This window comes from Skermanella sp. (genome assembly GCF_059503625.1).
Map to the genome: position 1 here is coordinate 1 of NZ_JCACHA010000268.1, position 3,085 is coordinate 3,085.

Below are 3,085 nucleotides of genomic sequence, written 5' to 3' on the forward strand. Positions count from 1 at the left end.
CGTCCGGATGGCGCTGGAATCCGGCATTTCACCGCCATCGGGCTGACCAGCGGTATTGAACATAGGGAGTATTGCGTATTTCGCGCGGCCACGCCGAAGCCTATTGTGCATCAAGATGACGCAGTACCGGGGTATGCGGCATTGCGTCAGTCAGCAGGTCGCGGGAGGTGGGTGTCGTGATTTCAGAATCGAACAGGACCGTGTTCCTCGTAGACGACGATGAGCCTGTCCGTGATTCTCTGAAAACCCTTCTCGAATCCTATAGCATGCCGGTCGAAGACTTTCCGTCCTGCCCGGAATTCCTGGAAAGGTTCGACGGGAATAATGCCGGGTGTCTCGTGCTCGATCTCCATCTGCCCGTAATGAGCGGCCTGGAGTTCATGGAACGATACGGGTCGCGCTTGAACGACATGCCGGTGATCCTGATCACGGGACGCGGCGACCCTGCCACCAAGGCGCGGGCTCTGGAAGCCGGTGTCATAGCTTTCATCGAAAAGCCATTCGATGACGAACGGCTGGTGGACCTGATCCAGACGGCGCTGGCACGCAAGGCTCCCCGGAACGCCGCTCCGCCGACCTGTCACTGACAGGCCGGCCGGCGATTGCGCCTGCGGGCCGCACCCAATCCGCTCAGAAGCGGATCTTCAGCTTGCCCATGATCCTCTGGTAATCGTCTCCGAATCCGTATGCCGCACCGAGTTCGACCCGATCGAAACTGAAGCGGCCGTTGTCAGTGGCTTTGGAGAAGCTGACCGCGATTTCGTCAAACCCTTTCACATAAAGATCGTCGCCCAGGTAACGGCTGTCGGTGAACGCGGCCGTTACGCGGAGCGGCGCCGGGCCTTCCGTCAGGTCGCGTGAGACGGAAATGCCGTTCCGCAGGATCACGTTGGTAAGGTCGTAATCGATGTCGTAGTCGCCGACCGAGACACCCGTGGCACGATAGAGGCCGGCCATGTTGCCCAGGCCGAAGTGCCAGCCGTTCCAGTCCCAGCGGAAATCGCTGGTCACCGATCCCGAATAAACCACCGCGGCGGCGCCGAGATCGATCGATCCCGCGACACCGGCACGGACGGCGGGAGTGATCGACCACCGGTCGGTCACAGGCAGCCGGACGCCCAGGCCGAGCGATCCCGACAAGCTGTCCGACTTCCCGCTGCGCACCCAGTTGACCGGCAGGTCGACCAGGACGGCGGCGTTGCTTTCCTCAAAGTTGAAACGGTAGGAGAAAGTACCGGACACGCGGTTCTGGTCGTAGCCCCCGGACGCCGTGCCCCGCCCGCCCTCGACGCTGAAGCCCAGGAGGTTGGGCGCACCCGAGCCTGCTGCACCGCCCAGCGCATCGGTACCCTGAGCGAAATCCGCTTCGCCCATCAGCGACATCAGGCTGTCCGGGTTGCCGGCCACCGGATCGATCGCGGTCTCCCGCACGGCGGCCTGAAGGACCTTGGTGACGTCGGCTCCACCGGCGCCCTTGAAGTAGTCGGTGACCGCATCCTGCGCCTCGTCGCGGGTAGCCCCGGTGAAGGTGCGCTCGATGCCGGCGGAGGGCACCTTCAGCACGATGGTCGATCCGGCGCTCGGGTACTCGATCGTCGCAGCCAGCCCGCGAAGATTGAACGAGGCAGTGGCCGGGGCATTGTCGCGGTAGGAGGGAAGCAGGGATCTGAGGCTGGTGCCGGATACGCTGTCGATCGCATCCTCGATGCTGTCATAGCCGTAGGTCCTGCTTTCGCCATTGGCGCTCAGCACAGCCGTAAAAGCTTCGCGGGCTTGAGCCGACGACAGCGGCAGGAATGCCGACACAGCCGCCGCCGTCAGCAGAAAAAACCCTTTACTCATAACCGGATACCTCACACCACCTCGATCCGGGGCGACCGCCGCCCGCGGATGGACTGAGATAAGCGAGGTATGGTTAACTCCACCTTAAGGTTAATAACCTTACTCGGTTTTGGCGGTACCGGTCTGCGATAGCTCCATGATCAAGCCGGACGTCAGGAACAGGCGTGGCGCGATGCTGGACATCTCGGCGTATTCCTCCGGAGAGTGAAGGCCGGCGCCTACCAGCCCCATCGTCTCCAGGATGGCCGGCTTCGGGTTCTTCGGATCGTAGGCATAGCCGGCATCGGTGCCGAAGCGCATGGCGACGGGTTTGAGATCGCGCCCGGTCTTGGCGTAGATGTCATGGGCGAGCCCCGCCAGCCGGTCGGAGCCGGGATTCTTCACCAGCGGCGGACGGCCCTTTTCGATGCGGAACTCGACCTGGGTATCGGGAATCAGGGTGTTCCGGATCAGGCGCTTGCCGTCGGTCAGGACGCGGTCGTACTCAGCCAAGTCGGAATAGCGCATGTCGCCCTCGGCGGAAGCCTGGGCCGGAATGATGTTCCGCTTGTCGCCTCCCTTGACGACCGTCCAGTTGACTGTCGTTCCCTTCGCCGGATCGCCCAGGTCCTTCAGTTGGACAAGCTGATGAGCCAGTTCGGTGACGGCGTTGCGGCCTTCCTCCGGAGCGGAGCCGGCGTGCGACGCCCTGCCCTTCACGTCCAAAAAGACGGTGTTGATGCCGTTGGTCGCGACCGTGACAGCGTCGCTGTCGGGCGGCTCGTAGGAGAAGACATAGTCCTGCTGAGCGGCCAGTTCCGCGATGGTGTCCCGCGATCCGCGCGAGCCCATTTCCTCATCCGGGTTGAACAGGATGGTGATCGTGCCGTAGCGGTCGAACTTGACATCCTGAAGCAGTTTCAGCGAATGGAGGATTACGGCGAGGCCGCCCTTCGCGTCGGCCACACCGGGACCGCGGATGCGCTCGCCCTCGACGCGGAAGGGACGTTCGGCGACGGTGCCTTCCGGGAAGACGGTGTCGTAGTGGACCATCAGCAGGAACTTCGCCTCGCCCTGCCCTTTCATCGTACCGACGATGTTCCTGCCTGTAGACGGCTTGGCGTCGGTCACGCGGACATCGGCACCCAGCGCTTCCAGCCGCTCGGTCAGGATGGCCTCGACCTTGGACAGTCCCGGACCATGGCCGGTGCCGGTATCGACGCTCACAAGCTGCTCCAGCGTCGTCAGGAAGTCGGGCCGCTCG

The 3,085-nt window shown here is 63.3% G+C and carries 4 protein-coding genes; 2 read left to right on the plus strand and 2 right to left on the minus strand.

The window, feature by feature from the left end; all coding sequences use genetic code 11:
- Positions 1–180: hypothetical protein (locus tag AC5JJ6_RS06350; RefSeq protein ID WP_496041232.1), on the plus strand; the 180-nt coding region annotated here is incomplete at its 5' end.
- A gap of 20 nt (positions 181–200) precedes the next feature.
- A complete protein-coding gene (locus tag AC5JJ6_RS06355) occupies positions 201–587 on the plus strand; it encodes a response regulator transcription factor (RefSeq protein WP_496041235.1) in 387 nt (128 codons plus the stop codon).
- 43 nt (positions 588–630) lie between these two features.
- Here AC5JJ6_RS06355 and AC5JJ6_RS06360 read toward each other — a convergent pair whose 3' ends face one another.
- The gene (locus tag AC5JJ6_RS06360) at positions 631–1,842 is read right to left on the minus strand and encodes a hypothetical protein (RefSeq protein WP_496041233.1); all 1,212 of its coding nucleotides are present in this window, start codon (positions 1,840–1,842) and stop codon (positions 631–633) included.
- Between the two features lie 99 nt (positions 1,843–1,941).
- On the minus strand, positions 1,942–3,085 hold a 1,144-nt coding region (locus AC5JJ6_RS06365), incomplete at its 5' end, for a M20/M25/M40 family metallo-hydrolase (RefSeq protein ID WP_496041234.1).